The sequence below is a fragment of the Glutamicibacter sp. HZAU genome (assembly GCF_004100365.1).
In the GTDB taxonomy this organism is placed as follows: Bacteria; Actinomycetota; Actinomycetes; order Actinomycetales; family Micrococcaceae; genus Glutamicibacter; species Glutamicibacter nicotianae.
In genome coordinates, this window is the sequence record NZ_SCKZ01000001.1 from 465,270 (window position 1) to 483,960 (window position 18,691).

13 protein-coding genes and 1 pseudogene are annotated in these 18,691 nt (G+C 60.3%); 4 read left to right on the top strand and 10 right to left on the bottom strand.

Annotated features, from left to right (window positions below; translation table 11 throughout):
- Positions 1-4: 4 nt before the first annotated feature.
- Positions 5-1,891 carry a glycerophosphoryl diester phosphodiesterase membrane domain-containing protein gene (locus EKH49_RS02160; protein WP_161567426.1) on the bottom strand — a complete coding sequence of 629 codons (1,887 nt, stop codon included), beginning with the start codon at positions 1,889-1,891 and terminating at the stop codon, positions 5-7.
- Between the two features lie 284 nt (positions 1,892-2,175).
- Between EKH49_RS02160 and EKH49_RS02165 the strand changes: the two genes are divergently transcribed.
- Positions 2,176-3,342, top strand: coding sequence for a YkvI family membrane protein (locus EKH49_RS02165; protein ID WP_128469494.1), 1,167 nt, complete (start codon positions 2,176-2,178; stop codon positions 3,340-3,342).
- A gap of 309 nt (positions 3,343-3,651) precedes the next feature.
- Positions 3,652-5,091: pseudogene (locus EKH49_RS02170) on the top strand (IS1380 family transposase).
- Positions 5,092-5,273: 182 nt separating this feature from the next.
- On the opposite strand, the gene EKH49_RS02175 reads toward EKH49_RS02170, so the two are convergent.
- The 8 genes from EKH49_RS02175 to EKH49_RS02210 all read right to left on the bottom strand — a co-directional run bounded on the left by EKH49_RS02175 (position 5,274) and on the right by EKH49_RS02210 (position 14,816).
- A complete protein-coding gene (locus EKH49_RS02175) occupies positions 5,274-7,241 on the bottom strand; it encodes an acetoacetate--CoA ligase (RefSeq protein WP_128469495.1) in 1,968 nt (655 codons plus the stop codon).
- Positions 7,238-7,846 (bottom strand): cupin domain-containing protein, encoded by a 609-nt coding sequence (locus tag EKH49_RS02180; RefSeq protein ID WP_128469496.1) that lies wholly within the window; start codon positions 7,844-7,846, stop codon positions 7,238-7,240. The genes EKH49_RS02175 and EKH49_RS02180 overlap by 4 nt, the downstream gene beginning before the upstream one ends.
- Positions 7,846-8,862, bottom strand: a complete 1,017-nt coding sequence (locus tag EKH49_RS02185; RefSeq protein WP_128469497.1) for a fumarylacetoacetate hydrolase family protein — start codon at positions 8,860-8,862, stop codon at positions 7,846-7,848. Before EKH49_RS02185 ends, EKH49_RS02180 begins: the two co-directional genes overlap by 1 nt.
- 83 nt (positions 8,863-8,945) lie before the next feature.
- Positions 8,946-9,776: an ABC transporter substrate-binding protein gene (locus tag EKH49_RS02190; RefSeq protein WP_161567427.1), complete on the bottom strand. Its 831-nt coding sequence runs from the start codon at positions 9,774-9,776 to the stop codon at positions 8,946-8,948.
- The gene (locus EKH49_RS02195) at positions 9,773-10,804 is read right to left on the bottom strand and encodes a fumarylacetoacetate hydrolase family protein (protein WP_128469499.1); all 1,032 of its coding nucleotides are present in this window, start codon (positions 10,802-10,804) and stop codon (positions 9,773-9,775) included. Before EKH49_RS02195 ends, EKH49_RS02190 begins: the two co-directional genes overlap by 4 nt.
- A 29-nt stretch (positions 10,805-10,833) precedes the next feature.
- Positions 10,834-11,772, bottom strand: coding sequence for a VOC family protein (locus EKH49_RS02200; RefSeq protein ID WP_128469500.1), 939 nt, complete (start codon positions 11,770-11,772; stop codon positions 10,834-10,836).
- 59 nt (positions 11,773-11,831) lie between these two features.
- Positions 11,832-13,337 carry a bifunctional 3-(3-hydroxy-phenyl)propionate/3-hydroxycinnamic acid hydroxylase gene (locus EKH49_RS02205; RefSeq protein ID WP_128469501.1) on the bottom strand — a complete coding sequence of 502 codons (1,506 nt, stop codon included), beginning with the start codon at positions 13,335-13,337 and terminating at the stop codon, positions 11,832-11,834.
- Between the two features lie 102 nt (positions 13,338-13,439).
- Positions 13,440-14,816: an aldehyde dehydrogenase family protein gene (locus EKH49_RS02210; RefSeq protein ID WP_128469502.1), complete on the bottom strand. Its 1,377-nt coding sequence runs from the start codon at positions 14,814-14,816 to the stop codon at positions 13,440-13,442.
- Positions 14,817-14,987: 171 nt separating this feature from the next.
- Between EKH49_RS02210 and EKH49_RS02215 the strand changes: the two genes are divergently transcribed.
- Both EKH49_RS02215 and EKH49_RS02220 read left to right on the top strand, forming a co-directional pair.
- Entirely contained in the window at positions 14,988-16,001 is a 1,014-nt protein-coding gene (locus EKH49_RS02215; protein WP_128469503.1) for an ornithine cyclodeaminase family protein, read from the top strand.
- 40 nt (positions 16,002-16,041) lie between these two features.
- Positions 16,042-17,061 (top strand): dihydrodipicolinate synthase family protein, encoded by a 1,020-nt coding sequence (locus tag EKH49_RS02220; RefSeq protein WP_128469504.1) that lies wholly within the window; start codon positions 16,042-16,044, stop codon positions 17,059-17,061.
- Positions 17,062-17,319: 258 nt separating this feature from the next.
- On the opposite strand, the gene EKH49_RS02225 is transcribed toward EKH49_RS02220, so the two are convergent.
- A complete protein-coding gene (locus tag EKH49_RS02225; protein ID WP_128469505.1) occupies positions 17,320-18,681 on the bottom strand; it encodes an MFS transporter in 1,362 nt (453 codons plus the stop codon).
- Positions 18,682-18,691: the final 10 nt, after the last annotated feature.

Genomic DNA, 18,691 nt, shown 5'->3' on the forward strand with positions numbered 1-18,691 from the left:
GAATCTAGCGGAAGATGTCCAGGTAGGCCAGCGTGGAGCCTACGCGGTAGTCCGCGGCCGGATGGTTGGCCACCAGGTAGCGGTCGCGGATGGCCAGCTCGACATTGTCGGTGACGATGCCGTCCACGCCGGCGCCCAGCAGCTCGCGGATGCTCGACTCGTCATTCACCGTCCAGATATGCACCTCCCGGCCCAGCGCATGGGCCTGGGCCAGGAACTCGGGGGTGAAGGATGCCTGCTCCAGCGTGTAGAAGTCGGCCTTCGTCTTCGGCAGCCCGCCCATGCTCATCGCCACGGTCAGCCCGACCCGCAACTCGGGGCGCCGCTGCTTGATTTCCTTGACCGCACGGGGGTTCAGCGAATGGTAGATATTCTCCGTGGCGGTTCCGGCGGCATCGGCCTGCGCCAGGAAGCGTGTGAGATAGTCCCTGGATTCATGGCCGGTGACCTTCAGTTCCACGAGCACCTGGATGCCCAGCAGCTCGGCGCGCTTCAGGTATTCCTGCATGGTGGGGATGCGGCCGGTGAAGCCGCCTTCGCGGACCGTGACCTTCCGGACGTCGGCCAGGGTCATCTCATGGATGTTCTGGTTCACCCCGGCCACCACCAGCAGGTTGGTGTCATGGCTGGCGACGAAATGCCCATCCGCGGTTTCCTGGAAATCAGCCTCGACGATATCGGCCTGATGCGCCGCAGCGGCGTCCAGGGCGGCCAGCGTGTTCTCCACCCCGCCGGCCGAGTAGCCGCGGTGGGCCAGGATCTTCGCTTCCCCGGCTCCGGTTGCGGTCTGCCCCAGGGCCGGGGATGCGGCCAGGCTGCCCGAAAGCGCCAGTGCGGCAGCCGCGGATCCGGCCGCGGCCTTCAGCACGAGGGATTGCGCGCGGCGATGCCGTTGCGAGCGTTCCTGCAGGGTGACCGGCAGCTCCAGGTGCTCACGGCACAGGGCCACCACGACCTGGATCGCCATCACGGTTGCCGCCCCGATCAGCAGGAAGCCCAGCGTGTGGCCCACGCCGATGCACAAGGTCGCGACCAGCGCCGAGTCCTGCTCGCTAAGCAGCCCGGTGGCCAGATCCGAGATCCATACCAGTACCTCGACCAGCAGCGAGGCGCTCAGGGCGCTGGCACCCAGCGGGATCCCGATCAGCAGCAGGTAGCGCAGGCTGTTGCGGCGGGTGGCTTTCAGGCTGGCGCCGAGGGCGGCCAGTGGCTTCTTCGGTCCGACGGCCAGCAACGGCAAGGTGAGCACCAGACGGAGGTTGGCATAGATGATCGCGCCGATCATCAGCAGGTAGAGGCCGGTGCTCAATGGCGCCTTGAGGTACTCGCGGGTGATGAACGGCGGGATGCCCACGCCCTGGATCAGCACGGACGACAGGCCCAGGCCCCCCAGGGGCAGGGCGAGGAAGAAGTACGCCATCATGAGCGGCGAGGGATAGGACAGCATCCGGCGCAGGCAGGAGGCGGTTTCGCGGCACACGGCCCGCAGATTGGGAGTCTGCCCGGATTGCTGGCGGTTGACCATCACGATCAGCGCCACGAACTGCACGCTCACCGCACCCAGAGCCAGCACCGCAATGGCCAGCAGGAGCAGCACCGAGACCGGGTGGGCCAGCAGCGCGGTGTAGGTGCGGTCGGTGACGTTGCCCAGGTTACTGCTTTCCAGCGCCAGCCCGAAAAGGTACTTGATCGCGGGGATGACCAGCAAGCCATTGGCCGCCTGCAGGGCGGTGATGACCGCAAGGTAGCGGAGCACCCGCACATGGCTGAGCTTCAGCACGCGCAGCAGGAATCTGAGGATCTGCTTCAGGAAGGGCAGCCCGCGGCCCGAGGGCAGCGCAGCGGCAGGAAAGTTCGCACTGTGCTTGCTCGATGGAATCCTGGGGGCCACTGCTTGATTTGCCTTTCCGCCCGCCGGGAACGCCTCGGCGGCTGCTTGCAATTCTATCGCCGCCATCTTCCGTTCGCCGTGCGCCTGCTGGATGAAAGCTGAACGGCCAGGCCACCCTGCCTGCGGGAGCCGCCTCCCTTGCTGGCACAACCTGCGCGTAATCTTCCGCAAAACCATTGACCACCAGCTCGATCTTTCCTAATGTGTGAACCAGATCACTGATATATCAATAACATATTAATCAATATCCCCAGTCAACCAGAAGAAGGCAGATCGGATTCAGCATGACAGACAGAACCGCAGTGCAACCGCTCGGAGCCAGCACCCGCAAGCTGAGCCCCAAGCGCGTCCTGACATTCGCGGGGGCAATCATTGCCTTCCTGATCGGATCCGGGTTCGCCACCGGCCAGGAAATCCTGCAGTACTTCACGTCCTACGGCTACTGGGGAATCTTCGGCACCGGCGCCCTGGTACTGGCGCTCATGTCCTACGTCATCATCGAGTTCTTCGTGGTGGGCCAAGCCAAGAAATTCGACAAGCCCTCGCAGATCTTCCACTACTACTGCGGGAAGCACCTGGGCAGCTTCTTCGACTACTCCTCGATTCTCTTCGTCTTCCTGAGCTTTGCCGTCATGGTCGCCGGCGCCGGCGCAGTGTTCGAGGAGCACTACGGACTCTCGCGCTTCATCGGCGGCGGCGCCCTGGCCATCGTGGTCGGTGCCAGCGTCTGGTTCGGCCTGCGCTCGCTGGTGGACATCATCGGCAAGATCGGCCCGCTCATTGTCGTGATTGCCATTGCCCTGGGCATCATGGGCATTGTCCGCGGCAGCGACGGCATCAGCGCGGGCAATGCGCTGCTGCCGGGCCTGGATGTCACCCAGGCTTCCAGCAACTGGGTGCTCTCCGCCCTGTCCTACGTCGGGTTCTGCATGCTGTGGTTGGCCGCGTTCCTGACTGCCTTGGGAAAGACGGCGCGCAGCCGCAAGGAAGCGCTCGCCGGGGGAAGCCTGGGCGCCATCGCCTTCTCGCTGGCATGCATCATCGTGGGCTTGGGCCTGCTGGCCAACATCACCAAGGTGGCCGGGACCGAGATCCCGATGCTGGTGCTGGCCGCCGATATCAGCCCGGTGCTCGCCTCCGGAATCTCGGTGATGATCCTCGCCGGCATCTACACCACTGCGGTTCCGCTGTTGTGGACGGCCTCCTCGCGGTTCTTCGCGGACAACACGCCTCGATTCCGCTACAGCACCGTGGGCCTCGCGGTTCTTGGAACCATCATCGGCTTGCTGGTGCCATTCAGCCAGATGGTCAACGTGGTGTACGTGGTCAACGGCTATGTGGGCATCCTGCTGCTCGTGCTCATGCTGGTCAAGACCGCCACCCGCGCGTGCCGCGATAGGCTGGCGCCGGCAATCGGCCGCAATGCGAAAACTAGCCGAGATCTCCTCTAATGTTTCTTGGGGGATCTGGGCTCGATGAGATGCCTTGCAACCTACCGTTCACGTTTCCTGAATTGCCCCTCGGATATACTCCCATGACACCCGGCGGGGTACATCCGGCATGAAGATGCCCAACCACAGATAGGTCGTCGAAAGCAAAATACGGCCGTCCGCATAGTCGCAATACCCTACTGCGGCCTAGCCCGGGTGTTTCATGATGGTCCGCGTCATTAACGGTCATTAAAGACGAAAGAGTGACCTGAACTGGGAAAATAAAGGTGTCTAAGCCAATATTCCATGAGTTCAAGGATCACTCTTTCAGTGAATAATCATACCGGTCTTTACCCGCAGCTCCCAACCATCACCACGGCCCAGAATCTGGTGTCCCACGCAGGACTGTCCACGCTGACCGGCCTGCTCAACAGCCTCGGGTTCCGGCAACTGGCCGAGGACCGGCTCGGCCAGTTCGTCCCCGCCACCGCCGTCCATCGGCCGGTGAAAATGATCAGCGACCTGGTGTTGATGCTCGCCTCTGGAGGGGAGCATGTCACCGATACCGACCAGCTACGCGTTGCCCCGGGCGTGTTCGGGCAGGTGGCCTCCGAGTCGACGTTCAGCCGTTTCTTCACCCGCCTCGCCGAGCAGCCCGGCGCGTTCGACTACGCCTTCGCGACCATGCAAAGGGAGGTCCGCTCCCAGCTCTGGACTGCCGCAGGCCAGCGCAGCCCGGCCGTCCGGGCGACCCGCGCCAGCCCTCTTATTGTGGATATTGATGCCTCGTTGGTGCACGTGCACTCCGATAAGGAGCACGCCAAAGGCACTTATAAGCGCGGGTACGGGTTCGCGCCGATGATCGCCATGACCGAATTACGGCCAGGGCCACGGCACCGGCGAGGTGCTGGCGGTGAGGATGCGCCCGGGCAATAAGGGAGCGAATTCCGCCGCTGACCATATCAGCATCCTCACCGAAGCGCTGGCCCAGCTGCCCGATGATTTCTATGACCAGGACGGGACCCTGGTTGGCGAGAAGATCCTGTTCCGCACAGATTCAGCTGGGGCGTCCCGCGAATTTTTGCACCACCTGAATGCTCTGGGGTTGCAGTTCTCCACCTCGTACGCGCTGCCGGTGGTCAATGAGCGGTTCATCGGCTGGATCAATGAGAAGAAGTACTGGGAGCCGGCACTGACCGCTACCGGGCAAGCAGCGTGAGGATGCGTGGGTGATCGACGCGACCAAGATCTTGGGGTTGAGGGATTATCCGCCGGGCACCAGGATCTATTTGCGGGCTGAGCCCTAGCATCCTAAGGGCGAAGGCCAGCTTGTTCGATACGGACGGGAATCGGGTGACGGCGTTTTTGACCAATGCTCCGCGGTTTGATCCGGCGTTCCTGGACGTGCGGCATCGGGCGCGGGGCCGGTGCGAGAATCGGATCAAGTCGTTGAAGGCTGCCGGGTTGGGGAAGTTGCCGTTCTTCGCGTTCGGAGCGAACGAGGCGTGGGCGAATTTGGCGATGTTCGCTTTGAACCTGGTTTCGTGGGTGCGACTGGCCGTGCTGCCAGCCGAGCACATAGCTGGGTGCTGGGATTTGAAGCGGTGGCGGTACCGTATCTGGTCGCTGGCCGGGAAACTGGTCACTGGCAGCCGCCGGCCGCGGCTCCTGGTCAACCAGGACGCGCCGGAAGCAGAATTGGTACTGCTGCTGCAGGAGCGGATCAGCAGGCTGGCTGGCCAGTGGCGACACGGGCACTTGGCAACCTGAGCTACCGCGTTCTGTTCTTAATTCCTTCAACAGCAGTATTTTTCGGCGAGTGGTGGCCGGCACGTGCGTCAGTGGTTGGCGCTCTTCGTCGTGCCCCGGAACCGGGAAACCCACCAGTGCGTGGCTTACGCCAGGCGTTGGTGGGTTTCCGGACCGTCATGAAATAGTTGGGCTAGTTCTTATTAATTCACCGATTGCTTCTCCAGCGCAAACTCGGAGTACACTTCCAGCAGTTCTGGATCATCCACTGCACCCAGATCTGCAACCTTATCAAGCGGGGTCCCTTGAAGCATCCGCTTGACCGGAACCTCGAGTTTTTTGCCAGTACGAGTATGCGGAATAGCTCGCATGAACACAATCTCATCTGGTAAGTACCGGACCGATAGATTCTCCCGGATGGACCCGATGATTGCATCCTTAGCTACCTCTGGATCTGCCCCATTGGTCAATTGAACGAAAAGCGGCATATAGTACTCGGTACCCAGCTCCACCCCAACAACCAAGGCTTCGACAACCTCAGGCAGAGATTCAACAGCAGCATAAATATCTGCTGAGCCAAGTCGCAATCCATTACGGTTGAGCGTTGAGTCTGAACGACCATGGATGAGGATGCCCCGACGGGTGAACTCAATGAAGTCTCCATGGCGCCATACTGCAGGATACGTACTGAAGTAGCTCTCATGATACCTAGTACCGTCATCTCCCCAGAAACTCAGGGGCATTGAAGGCATCGGCTGAGTGACTACTAGCTCGCCCTTGCCCGTAGTCGGGTCGCCTTGCTCATCCCATGATTCAACCCGCACGCCCAACGCTGGCGCTTGGATATACCCAACGTGGACAGGCATAGTCGGAGATCCACCCACGAATATCGAAGCAATATCCGTTCCGCCGCTCATAGAAGCCAGCCAGATGTCTCCCACATGTGCGTAGACCCAGCGGAATCCATCCGCGGACAGCGGAGAACCCGTAACTTGCAAGCTCTTCAAGGACATAAGATCATGCTGGTTCTTTGGCACCAAATCCGTATTGGCACATGCATGGACAAAGCCCGCACCCACACCCAGAACCGCAACACGCTCGTCCGCAGTAATTTGCCAGACCCTATCCAGTGAAGGGAAAACCGGGTTGCCGTCAATAAGCACGGCCGTTGCTCCCACACCCAGAGCACTGACCAGTGCATTCCAGAGCACCCAGCTGGTCGAGGCCACGTTTAGGTAACGATCTCCTGGCCGCAGGTCAGAGTGAATCAGAAGCATTTTCAGCTCCTCAAGCAAGGCTCCGCCATGACCGTGCACAATACCCTTAGGAATACCCGTAGTACCGGAGGAGAACAGCACCCATAGTGGGTGGCTGAACTCAACGTCCGCAAAACGCAGTTCTGCAGGTTCTGCTACCGCCTGTTCCCAGGTGTTTGCCGGTACCTTAGTGTCGAATGTAGGAATCGAAGTGTGTCGCTCAACCCAGATAAGCTGTTCCACGGTGGGCAACTGAGCGATAATTTCATTCAGTTCATCCCGACGGTCACGGTCCTTGCCACCCAGCATATAGCCAGGCGCTGCGAGCACTACTTTCGGTTCCAGCTGAGCAAAACGCGAAACGACTGCGCCGGCACCAAACTCGGGGGCGCAAATCGACCAGATGGCACCAAGCGAAGCTGTGGCGAGCAGACCCACCACTGCTTCGGCGACATTCGGGAGGATCGCAACAACACGATCACCCTGACTCACGCCTTGCGTACGCAAGTACTGTGCGAGGGCCGCAACTTCGCCGCGCAAAGACTCCCAACTCGTTTCCTCACGCCCGCCATCCTCCGAAATGGCAATTAACGCGGTGCCCTCATGACCATGAAGCAGGTGCCTGGCAAAATTCAGCGTACGTCCGGGGAACCATTTTGTGTGGGGCATTGGGTCTTGGCTTACAACGTCACCGGCCACACCCCCAAATTCCACTCCAGCGAATTTGGCAAAAAGTTCCCAAAATTCTGCAGGCTCATCAACTGACCACTGCCAGAGTGAATCATAGTCATTTTTGGAGTCATGTCCATGCTGCGCAACGAACTCGGCAAACCGTGCGACACCGGTCTGCGTAATTCCTGCGCTATCCGGCTGCCAAATCATTTCACCATCTGCTGCGGCGATATCGATAATCATGATGCATCCATAGACGTTGAATTTACTCGACGCTGACTCGCAATCTCTGAAGCCGAGATCGGTTCGGTGCCAATCAACACAAACAGGACTCTTGCAGTTTTGTCAGTTCGATTTGACCATGCGTGGCTGGTAGCGCGCTGGATTGCGACATCTCCGGCCCGCATGGTGGCCTCCCCCTCGTCAACCAGGAGAGTGATTTCTCCTTCCAGAACTACCGCGTAATCCAAGGATTCGGTGCGGTGGAACCAGAAGTGCTTTCCCCCGCTGCGTTCGGCACCCGCATCGGCTTCTTCGTGACCATCCAGCTCGTCAAAAATCGCCGAGTTGGCATCCTTGGGGTACACAGAATCTGGCGGAAAATCTGCGATCCGCATAATCGTCTCTCCCGGAGCCGGGAAACTTGGAATCTCGGTGTCGGCGCCGGCCATGTCAGTGTCGCTGACGTGGTCGATGATACCGGCTTTGGTCATCCACGGAACAGTGGCTCCAAAGCCTGGAATCGTGTCCGAGGAGAAATGGTGCGGTGCGTCTGTGTCCGACAGGATGACGGCGAGACCTTGGTCATTGTGGCCGGTAACTACCCGGCGAACTGGTGGGCGGGACATTACGCAACCCAGTTTTCGTGCGGGTACTGGCGTGGCTCTGGCCACCAAGGGGCTTTTTCGCGTTCGGCCGAGATGGGGGTTCGCAGCGTGCCAACGCCTTCGAGCTCGAGCTCAATGACGTCGCCCGGCTGCAGGAACGTGCCGATTTCAACGCCCGCGCCGAATCCCATGGTGCCGGAACCGATAAGGTCCCCTGGCTGCAGGCGGTCCGAGATTGAAACATAAGCAAGAAGTTCTGCTGGGGTGTAGACGAAGTCCTCCACCTTGGTCTCGGAAAGTACCTTGCCGTTGACCCGGACCTGGCCTTTGAGGCCTTCAATGGATTTGATTTCGTCCATTGTGGTGACCCATGGGCCGATGCCGTAGCCGAAGTCCTTGCACTTCTGCGGGCCCATGCCGATGGCCATTTCCGCGCCCTGGATATCGCGGGCGCTGAAGTCGTTGAAGACGGTAATGCCGAAGAGGTGCTCCATCGCGTTAGCCGGGGTCAGGTTGCTGCCGGACTTGCCCACGACGTAGCCGACCTCCAGTTCCCAGTCCAATTGTTCGGTGAAGTCAGGGTAGGGCAGTTCCTGGTTATGTCCGTAGGACATTGCGGTGGTGCCCTTGAAGAAGCCCGGGCGGTCGTAGATCGAGCGTGCCGGCTGTGCCTTGGCAACAATCCGGTGGAAGTTCTGGATGTGCTTCTCGAAGGTCAGCCCGTCGCGGATGACCGGGGAGTCAACGGCCGCGCGCCAAGAGACTTCATCAATGGCAAAAGAAGCATCATCGGCTGCAGCCAAGGCGTCGTGTGCGGCGTCAAGGAAGATGGAACCTCCCCCGATTCCTGCGGCCAGGCTTCCGGGAAGCACCGCCAGAGCAAGCGCTCGGGCGCGCTCTGGTTCGGCACCCTTGCGCTGCAAGGTCAATGCATAGGCCCTCGCCAGGTCGATAACTCGGCCGGAGTCCGGCTGCGCGGCAACCAGACGGATCTGTTCACCATCGGGGGTGTCTACTGCAATGCGTCCAAATTTCATGGTTTCTCCTGATTAGTAATAGATTCGATACGTACAGTATCGCATTGTGCTTAGGGAAATACAATGCTTCGAAAACTCATGGATCAGCTGGCCCGCAGCAGCGGTCCGGCTTCGCATAATTCCGCCAGCGGCTTGCGGCCCGAGAGTATTCCAAGTCCACGGCGAATCTGCGTAAGCAACTCCAGGCCTATGGGATCCACCGTCAATGTCCTCGCCCGCGCAGCCCATGCAGTTGCCGCGGCGGCCTGATAGCCATGACGCTCAAGCAGCGCCACGCCGGCTTGCTCGTCCATCGATTCACCAGCTGCGGCACCGCGTGCCAGCGCACGCAGATAGCCGGTGAGCTCCTTGGATCCCAATAACTCAGTACGCACCACCAGACCTTGGCCCGGCAGCTGCGGCAGAAGTTCATTCACCTGCGACACACACCTCATACCGGCTTGTTCAGCAAGCTTGTCGAATGGCGGGCCGAGCAGGCTCGCGTCGATTTCTCCAACCAGCAGTGCTTCAAATCGTTCGCGTACCCCGCCGATCACCACATAATCCACGTCGATTCCTGCGCTGCCCAGCAGATGCCGGGCAAGCAGGGCAAAACCGTTATCCGGGGCGTCCACGGCGAACCTGCATCCAACCAGATCCGCCATAGTTGCCATCTCGTCACGCGCATAGATGCCCAGCGGGGTGGTCGTCTCGACTTGAGCAATGAGACGCACGTCGGCGCCGGCCCGGTCCCATTCGAAGACGTTGTCCATGGCGGTGATGGCCACATCAATGGTGCCGTCCAGCAGCCCGGCGAGCTGCTCGGCGCTGGAGGTGGTCCGGGTGGGCTGCACCTCAATCTTTTCCAGGAATCCCAGCTCGGCCGCCAGCAGATAGGGTACCGGCGGTACGAAGTGGCTTTGGCGCAGTATCACGAGGCGGCCCCACCGGCTGCGGCAACCGCGGCCGGACGGTCTGCGTACCAGGGAGGCAGCTGCCCGGAAGGGCCGCGGACCGTCGAGCGCTGGGTGCCGAGACTGGTGATCTCCGCTTCCATCACATCTCCATCGCGCAGGAATCGGCCCCAGTGCGATCCGTTGCCCGCAGGCGAACCGGTGATCAGCACATCCCCGGGCTGCAGTACTGCAACCGAGGATGCGTAGGCGATCAGGCTCGGGATGTCGAAGAGCAGGTCATCGGCCAGGGCATCTTGCATCAGCGTGCCATTGAGGCTCAACTGGATTCGCAGCTTTGCCGGGTCCGGCACATACCGCTTCGGCACCACATAGGGACCAGTGGGGAAGAATGTCGGCTGGTTCTTCGACCGGAACCAGTCGGTACCCATCATCGCGATGTCGGTGCGCGGCACGAGAGCGCGCGAGGTGACATCGTTGACGATGGTGTACCCGGCGACGTAATCCATGGCATCTGCTGCCGCAACCCGGTGCGTCTTGCGGCCGATGACCACACCTAGCTCCAGCTCCCAGTCGACGTTGCCGCCGACATCGGGCAATTGCACGTCGTCATAGGCGCCGCAGACAGCCGAGGGTATCCCGGTCCAGACATATGGATCACCTGTACGGCCGCGTTCATCGATTTCGGCCGCGGCGTCGGCCGCCAATTGATTCTCGTCGGCACCTTCTTTCCCCAGCTTGTGGGCAACGCTCATCTGGATGACGTGCTCACGGTAGTTCGCCCCGGCGGCGATAATGGTGCCCACCGGCTGCACCGGTGGGTGCACCTTCAGGCCCTTGAGCGCACGGCCGCCGGCGGCGGCCGTGTCAAGCTGCTCGAGCGCATCCAGGTGGGAATCCCACTGGGCGAAAAGATCCCCAATCCGGGTGATGCCCGGCAGCACGCTGCGCAGGTCCACGACCCGGTCCCCAAAGACGGCCCCGGGAAATTGCTCCGTGCCATCTTCGAAGGTGCCCAGCTTAAATCCGCTGATGCGAGTTTCCCTCATGAGTCCTCCATGTTGCATGATGTTCTTGCCTATACCGGTGGCGGGACGAAAAGACCCTTGTCCTTGTCGTTGAACATTTCCTTGGCAATGAATTCATCCATGTCCCCGCCGGTGCCCCACTGGTCCGAGGTCATCGGATCAGAAGTGTCGTAAATGCTCGGGTGCCAGGTGTCCTCATCGATCGAATCAAGTTCGGTGGTGAATTCCATGGTGTTGCCGTTGGGATCATGGAAGTAGGTGAAGGTGTTGTCCCCGGCGCTGTGCCGTCCCGGACCCCAGATCTTCTTGAATCCCGAACGCAGCAGCTTGCCGCTACCGCGCATGTACTCGTCGATCCCGCGCAGTTCGAAGGACGCGTGCTGCAGCGAGGCGTGCGGGCCGCGGGCAATGGCAATGGAGTGGTGCTGCGAGTTGCATCGCAAGAAGTAGAACAGATCCCCCATGCGCGGGTGGTTCAGCGTGTCCGAGAGCCGGAAGCCCAAGTGCTGCTCATACCAAGCGAGCATCTTCTCCGGTTCCGGCGAGTTGAGCACCACGTGGGATAGGCGCACCGGGATGGCTTCGCGTTCCTCGATCTTGCGGTGCTTGCGCACCTCGACATCCGAGGAGACCTCGATGGTTCGTCCTTCCAGGTCGAAGAAGCGGAAGCCGTATCCCCCGCCAAGCGTTTTGAGGTCATCGGGTTCGCCGATGAGCTTGACCCCTTTGGCAATGAGGTCAGAGGCAAGCTGGTCCACCGCGGCATTGTCCGCAGCGCCGAACGCGACCATGTCAAGGCGCTTTTCTTCGGCCTCGCGCACACGGACCGAGTACTGTTCCGGCGAGCCCTCGGCGGCAAAGTACGTGACTCCGCCGTCGTCCTGCATCTCGGTCAATCCCCAGTGGTTCTTGTAGAAGTCAACCTGTTTTTTGTAATCTGGCACCGCGATATCGAAGTGGCGCAGGTGTGTGATTGGGCTGAAGGCCATGATGTGCTCCTGTAATTCTTTCCGCCTGGGCGGAAGGTGTGTCTTGAGAATTTTTTGGGCTAGAGGTTCGCCGGCACGTCGTGGCCGACCTTCGGGATGCTGGCAGCGATGCGTTCGAGTGCTTCGGGGGTATCCCCGAGGCCCAGGATGTAGCGGTCCGGACGGACCACCACGACCTTGGCGCCGGCGGCCTCAAGAATCCGGCCGACCTTGGCAGGATCGAACAAGACGACAACAAAATCGTTGTCCTCGAGCTGGCTGCGCAGCACAGCCGGCACAGCGGAGTAGATCTCCGGGGTCGTGGCCACCAGGAAGCGGGAACCGACCATGTCATCCAGGCGCACCCCGTCGGCGAGGATCGGCTGCGTGGCCAGATGTCCGGCGCGGCTGTCGATTTCCCCCTCGTGCAGGCCCGGTCCCAGCGGGGGTGCGACGGGTGCCGAGGCCGCGGGATTTGCGCGGATGAAGGCATCGCGCTGTTTGGCGACTTCGGCATCGGTGGTCTGCAGGAAGCCCGCGGCATTGGCAGCCTGCTCCACCCAGAACCGTGCGTGCGGCAACCGTTCTGACTCGTAGGTGTCAAGCAGGCTGTCATCGGCAGCGCCGCGCTTGACTGCGTCCAGCTTCCAGACCAGATTGGCGACGTCGCGCATTCCGGCACACAGGCCCTGCCCGAAGAGCGGCGGAGCCTGGTGGGCTGCGTCGCCGGCCAGGAAAATGTTTCCGGCACGCCACCGCTGGGAAATGCGTCCGCGGAATGTGTAGGTCGCCAGGCGGTCTGCAGTGAATTTACCTGCCGGCAGCACGCCGCGGCTGAGGCGCTCGAGGCCCGCCGGAGTAGTAATTTCCTCGGGGTCATCCCCCGGCATGAGCATGAACTCCATGCGCACACGTTTGCCGGGGAGCCGTATCCACAGCGCAGGGCGGCTATGGTGGCCCAAGAAGATCATGTCCGAGGATAATCCGGGGCTGTCTTCAAGGATCCCATCGGCGACCAGCCACTGCGCATCTTCGCCGATTTTTTCGGTTTCGATGTTCAGCGCTTTGCGGCTCTGCGAGCGGGCCCCATCAGCTGCGATGGCCCAACGGGCCCGGATCAAGGATTCTTCGCCGTCCGCGTTCTGCACCGCAACTTCGACGCCTTCGCCAACATTGCGCACTGAAAGCACCGTCATGCCGCGGCGCAGCTCAACGCCTGGCAGCTCCTCTACGACCTCATGCAACAAGCATTCGATCTCAGGCTGGTGGAAGGTCAAATCGTCGTGCCATCCCTGAGCCCCGAGCTGGCCGGTTGGCACGGAAATCAGAACTTCGCCCGCCTCGTTCTCGATATGCATCGAGGCCATCGGCAGTGTGGCCTTGGCGAAGCGCTCTGCCACTCCCAAGGATTGAAGAGTACGGAAGATCTCTCCATCAAAGTGCACGGCGCGTGCCGTCGGCCACGCCTGAATCTCGCGCTCTACTCCGACGGCACTAAGGCCGGCGCGGCCCAGCAAGGCCAGGGCAGTAACGCCCACCGGTCCACCGCCAACCACCACCACGTCAACTTCAACGATCTTTGCCATCCCGCTCCTTCAAGTTCAGTACGTATCGTTTCGAATAAATGTAACACCGGTCACGACCGCACACAAGTGGCTAGGCCGGCAGGACGCCACGAAGGCTCCTATCTAGGCCTTCCATACCGTTTTGAGGTTGCAGAATTCGCGAATTCCTTCGGCGGCGAGCTCGCGGCCAAAGCCCGAGCGCTTAATGCCACCGAATGGCAGCTCTTGATTTGAGACCGTCATCCCGTTGATGAACACCGCTCCTGCCTCGAGTCGCTCCAGGAACCACTGCTCTTCGGCGGCATCATTGGTCCACAGCGCACTGGAGAGGCCAAAGGCGGTCTGGTTGGCAACCTGTAGTGCCTCTTCCCGATCCCGGACCCGGTATAGCGAGGCCACCGGACCAAAGGCTTCCTCCTGGACCAGCCGCATTTCGTCAGTCAGCCCGGCAATTACCGTAGGCGGGTAGAAATATCCTTCACCCTGCGGGGCGGAGCCCCCGACCAGCACCTGCGCACCCAAGGCCACCGCATCATCCACGAGACCTGCCAATTCATCGCGTCCATCGGCGGTGGCCAGTGGCCCAACTTGCGTCGCCGGATCCATTGGGTCGCCCACCACGAGCTCGCCCATCAGCCGGGCAAATTCTGCAGCAAATTCGTCATAAACATCGGTATGCACAATAAAACGCTTCCCTGCGATGCAGGATTGGCCGTTATTGCTAATCCGCGCCCTCACTGCAGTAGCCGCCGCAGCAGGAACGTTGGCTGAATCCATGACAACAAACGGATCCGAGCCACCCAGTTCGAGCAAAGACTTCTTCACATGATCCGCAGCAATCGAAGCCACCGAACGCCCTGCAGGTTCGGAACCGGTCAGGGTCACGGCCTTAACCCGCGGATCCGCGATAACCGGGGCGACCGCGCCGCCACCGATGAGCAGTGTGCGGAATGAGCCCGCAGGGAAGCCCCCTCGTTCAAAGAGAGTGTCCAGGTAGATTGCCGACTGCGGCACATTCGAGGCGTGCTTGAGCAGACCGGTATTGCCCGCCATCAGCGCAGGAGCCGCGAAGCGGATGACCTGCCAAATGGGGTAGTTCCACGGCATCACGGCAAGCACGGCGCCTAATGGCTGATAAGTGGTCCACGCCTTTGAAGCGCCAACAACCGAGGGGTCTTCCAAAGGAGTATCGGCCAAGAACTTTTCGGCATTCTCGGCATAAAAATGCATGGACGCCGCGGACTTGCGCACTTCGGCTACCGATTGCGCGATGGGCTTGCCCATCTCCAGAGTGATCAGCCTTCCCAGCTCTTCGGCTTCAGCTTCTAGGAGCCGGGCGGTTGCTTTCATCCATTCGGCCCGCTGCGCGTAGCTGGTTCCACGCAGGATCTTCGCTGCTTCGTCAGCATGGGCGATGCGGCGCTCCACTTCTTCGGTGGAGTGGGACTCAAAGACTTGTTCGGTGACGCCCGTGGTTGGATTCACTGTTGAGATTGCCATGGTTTTCAGTTCCTTTGATGGGGTAAGTTTTCGCCATTTTCGAAAACCCGTTGCTCCGAGTATATGAGATACGATTCGTATCGGATAGTATCTATCCTAACGCCATGTGATGTGGTGCACACGATTGAGCATGCTTCGTCGTGTTCCAGACTTTCAAAGGAGTGAACGCCCGTGAGTGCAGAAGGAAATCTGCCGCAGGACCTTCCGCTGTTTCTGACCGACGCTGATGTCGCTCACCTCTCGGATTGGCCCAGTGCTATTGAGGCAATTCGCGAGGCCTACAGCACCGACAATGACGAGCTGCGAACCCCGGGACGAATTTTTGCGCAGTCCCCGCAAGAGTGGTTGCGCATCATGCCTTCGGCCCCTGCCAGCGGCAAGGTTTTTGGCGCTAAGTCCATCGCCGGATCTTTCACCGGTGGGCTCACCGTCAGCTACCTGATCTCCTTGTTCGATAAGAACACCGCAGACTTGGTGGCACTGATAGACGGCAACCGGGTAACCGGTTTGCGCACCGCCTCAACCACCGCTGTTGGAGTTTCCACTATCGTGCCGCAGCGCGCACTGCGCGTAGGCATTATTGGCTCGGGATTCGAGGCCCGCTCCCACCTCACCGCATTCTCCTACCTGATGAAGTTCGCAGATATCCGCGTGTTCAGCCCCACTGTGGTCAACCGCGAAGCTTTCGCGAAGGAATTCGACGGTGTTTTTGACGCTCCGGCACTCGCTGTCAGTTCGGCTCGCGAGGCTGTCGAAGGCGCAGACCTGATCCTCTGCGCCGCACGCTCGCGCGATGAATCGCCCACAGTGCAAGCCGACTGGGTGGGCGCCAACGCTTCGGTTGTCTCCATCGGTTCTACTACCCCTGCCCAACGTGAACTACCCGTCGAACTGATTGGCCGGGCAAGCACCATCGTGGTGGACACCTATGAAGAAGTAGTCCATGACAGCGGCGATATGATCGCCGCGCGCGCCGCCGGCATCGATGTCGACGCCGTAGTACTGCCATTGCAAGCTGCGCTGAGTGCTGAAAGCCAGATCGACACCGAGGCGGGGATCAGGATTTACAAGTCCACGGGTTCTGGCCTGCAGGACATTGTTGTCGCGGAGATGCTGCTGAACCGAGCACGCACTGAGGGTGTAGGCACGGTCCTGCCCGTCGGCATCGTTACCAGCCGTAAATAACTGACTTTTAACACACCAACCCAAAAATAAGGAGTACCTCATGGTGGATTACACCAAGTCCGAAGCTCGTTCCTGGGCCCGAGAGAATTTCACCGGCACCGTCGCGGTGACCCACCCGTCTTTCACGCCAGATTTTTCTGCAATCAATGAAAACGCAATTCGCCATGACATCCTGCTGCTCAAGGAACGCGGTTATGCTGGTTCGCTGATTGTGGCCGAAGCGAATGTGACTCCAGAAGAAAACGCGCGGATCACCGCGATTGCCCGCGAAGCGGCCGGTCCGGACTTCGCATTGTTCTTCCACGCAATCTTCGGCACCCTGGAAGAGAACATCTACGCCGCAAATCTGGCCGAAGCCGCGGGCGCAGACCGCACGCTGCTTGCGTACCCAGCATCCTTCTGGCCAACAAATTATGATCAGGTGTTCGACTACACCAAGAAGTTCACCGATGAAACGAACATGGCAGCCATGCTCTTCCCGCTGCCAGCGTGGGGATTTGAACGCATCCACCCGGCCGGCATGAGCGTTGAGTTTGTACGCCGCGTACTGGACGCGATGCCAAGCATCGTGGCGATCAAGGCAGAACAGGGTTACCCGGGCATTCCAGGCGTCATGGAGATGTACCACCACTTCCGTGACGAGGTCGTTATCTCCTGCCCCATCGAGGCCGAAATCATTCCACTGATGTCAGTCCTGGACATGCAGTTCTCCGGTACTGCCAATACCAACTGGATGGGAGACTACTACCCACGCGCGTTCGAGCTGGCCCGCACCGGCAAGTGGGAAGAAGCCATGGAACTGTACTGGAAGGTCCAGCCAGCTCGCGCGGCAAACGGCGCAGTCTCCGCGACCTCCACCCCGGGTACCAATATGATCAACCGCACCCAGTGGAAGTACCAGGAATGGCTCTCGGGCTTCAATGGCGGTGCACTGCGCCCACCTGCAGCCAAGCTTCCTGACCGCTTCATGAAGCAGCTACGCGCAAGCCTGGAAGCTTCCGGCCTTCCGGTCACCGACTCACCAGATGAAGAGTTCATGCGCGGACGCGTCTCCGCCTAACAGCCAGCGCACTGCAGCACGACGGTTCATAAGCCCCCTGAGGAATCGCAAACCAGCTCTTTGGATTTGCATACTTCCCCAGGGGGCTTTCAGTGTGTGGCAACAACACATGGCCCAAGCCGGAATACCGTTTTTGTTTATCCTGATGTGCGTAGCCCGGCGCGCAAAAGGCTCCCGTTGCGGCGAACTATCGTGAAGATATTTCGCCCCAACGGGAGCCTCAAAGCTCGCTCGGACTATGCGCCATCGATCAGGGGGTCAATCCTCCACACTTTGCAAGGACGTTTTTCTTTTCGGCTCTGGTTTGGCAGCGTTCGAACCATCAAAGGTTTCTTCCGCTGCTTGGAAGTGCCTGGACTGCTGACGCAATCCGGCCAACGCACCAAGCAGGACCCCGATAGGCAGTAACAGCACCAAAAAGATTCCGGACAGGCCCATGCCGGTGGCGATCAGTGTTCCTCCAACTACCCCGCCTGTCGCGGAGCCGAGTCGGCCACCGAATTCAGTGACTCCCATGCCCAAACCACGCGCGCTCTCCGGGAAGCTCATGGCCGCTAGAACTCCACGAGTTGGCCCAAAAGCACTGGGCAAAATAAAGCCGGTAATCCCCAGAATGACTAGCAATGAACCAAAACTTGGTTCACGCGCCATAGAAACCACCAGTGCCATGACCGCGGCCAGGCACAAGGCACCACCAATCACCGTGAATCGGGACCCACGTGCCAGGAGCAACCCCAGCACGATACTTCCCAGCACGCTGGTGAACCCGTAGAGGCCCACAATGGTGCTGCTTTGCACCGTGTCCAAGCCAGGAACGGGCAACTGCAGTAGCGTAGGCAGATACTGCGCAATGAGCAGCTGAGTGCCCAACGAGAAGAAGCCAAAGATCCACAGCAGCAAAGTGGTGGTCACGAACTTCTTCCCCAGCACCGTGCGGACCGAGATCCGATCTCTTGCCAGCACTTTCACCGGCGTAGTCCCAGCCAGCTTCGCCGCACGGCGCGCCGGTGACTCAGGTACTACGAAGGCCAGTACAAGGATAATCACCAGTGGGATCACCCCACCAACTATCAGCAACGCCCGCCATCCTACGGTGGGCAGCAGCAAACCTGCGAGGGTGGCGCCAACGGTAGTTCCCAGTCCAACACCGGCATAGGCCGCTGCGAGCAGGGCGGCCCGACTACGTGCCGGAACCAGATCCGCCAGCAAGGTGTTGCCGGAGGCCATCGCAGCACCCATTCCTACACAGCCAAGAAGACGCCAGATGACAAATTGCGTAAAATCTGCGGACGTACCTCCCAGCGCGGTGGCGGAGCCGAAAATAACGACACTGAGGATGAGAATAGTCTTGCGTCCCCACCTCACTGATAAGGCACCGGAAATAATGGCGCCCAAACCCATCGCGAGGAATCCCACGGCGACGACGAAGGCGATGCCGCCGCCCACCGAAACTCCCCAATCTTTGATGAGCGTGGGGAAAACGTGGCTGACTATCGTCACGTCCATGCCGTCAGTCAACAGCACCAGCGTAATCATCGTGAAGTAGAGCCAGTGGCGTCCGGTCAGACGTTCACGGGGTGCATGCGCAGCAGGCACAACATTCTCAGTGTCGTGATTCATGCCTAGTTCG